Raw genomic sequence first — 966 nt, 5'->3', positions numbered from 1 at the left:
CGGGCCGGCGGCGCCTCGATCGCCGCGACGCTGCTCGGCGCCGCGCTCGCACTGGGCTGCGTATACGCGCTGCTGGCCGGGCCACGCGCGCACGCGATGGACCCGACCCGCCACGCGTACGAAGCGACGGTCTGGCTGCTGACCGGCTGGACCGTGGCCCACGTGCTCGTCGGGACACTGATGCAGCTGTACTGCGTCGCGCGCCGCGTGACCGGCCGGATGGACGCGGTACACGACATCGACATCCACAACGTCACGCTGTTCTGGCATTTCGTCGCGATCACGGTCGTGGTGACGGTCGCGACGATCGCCGGATTCCCGCTGGTGGCCTGAGCCGATGACCGATTCCCCCCGCCCCCGCGCAGACGCACGCGAACACTGCACCCACGATGGGCGCGGGCACGCCGCATTGCCGGAGCGCCGCGCCAGCCTGTGGCTGCTCACCGCGGGGCCCACCGTGTGGGCGCTGCACTTCCTGGCCTGCTACGTGACGGCCGCGATCTGGTGTGCCAAGGCGGGGAGCACCGGCGCGCCGCTCGGTGACGCGCGCACCGCGCTGTGGGCCTACACCGCGGGGGCGCTGGTGGCGATCACCTGGTTCGGCGCGCGCGGCCTGCGTGGCCATCGCCTCGGCGACGCCACCCTGCCGCACGACGACGACACCCCCGGCGACCGCCACCGTTTCCTCGGCTTCGCCACGCTGCTGCTGTGCGGCCTGAGCTTCGTCGCGGTGGTGTATGTGGCGCTCGCCGTGGCCGTGATCGGGACCTGCCGCTGATGGCCGCCGTCCACCCTGCCGACCGTTGGGGCAACGCTTGGCTGGCAGGCGGGCTGCTCGTGCTCGCGGCCACTTGGCTTGGCCCGCTGCCGGGCTTGTCACGCGGCGCGTTCGCCGCGCACATGCTCATGCACATGGGTGTGGTCGCGGTGGCGGCGCCGATGATCGCCGTCGGGCTGGCGGGCGGC

At 73.3% G+C, this 966-nt stretch carries 3 protein-coding genes; all 3 read left to right on the top strand.

Annotated elements, in window-relative coordinates; translation table 11 throughout:
* On the top strand, nucleotides 1-333 hold a 333-nt coding region (locus tag ACKVMH_RS12180; RefSeq protein ID WP_412700499.1), incomplete at its 5' end, for a hypothetical protein.
* A gap of 4 nt (nucleotides 334-337) precedes the next feature.
* Nucleotides 338-778 carry a hypothetical protein gene (locus ACKVMH_RS12175; RefSeq protein ID WP_412700498.1) on the top strand — a complete coding sequence of 147 codons (441 nt, stop codon included), beginning with the start codon at nucleotides 338-340 and terminating at the stop codon, nucleotides 776-778.
* On the top strand, nucleotides 778-966 hold a 189-nt coding region (locus tag ACKVMH_RS12170), incomplete at its 3' end, for a hypothetical protein (RefSeq protein WP_412700497.1). The genes ACKVMH_RS12175 and ACKVMH_RS12170, both read left to right, overlap by 1 nt.

The sequence above is a fragment of the Lysobacter zhanggongensis genome (assembly GCF_046638635.1).
In the GTDB taxonomy this organism is placed as follows: Bacteria; Pseudomonadota; Gammaproteobacteria; order Xanthomonadales; family Xanthomonadaceae; genus Novilysobacter; species Novilysobacter luteus.
Note: the sequence above shows the minus strand (reverse complement) of the source record. Positions and strands in the feature narration are given on the sequence as shown.

Coding starts and splice junctions, on each gene's coding strand:
- ACKVMH_RS12175 (WP_412700498.1), top strand. CDS start 338: ATGACCGATTCCCCCCGCCCCCGCGCAGACGCACGCGAACACTGCACC.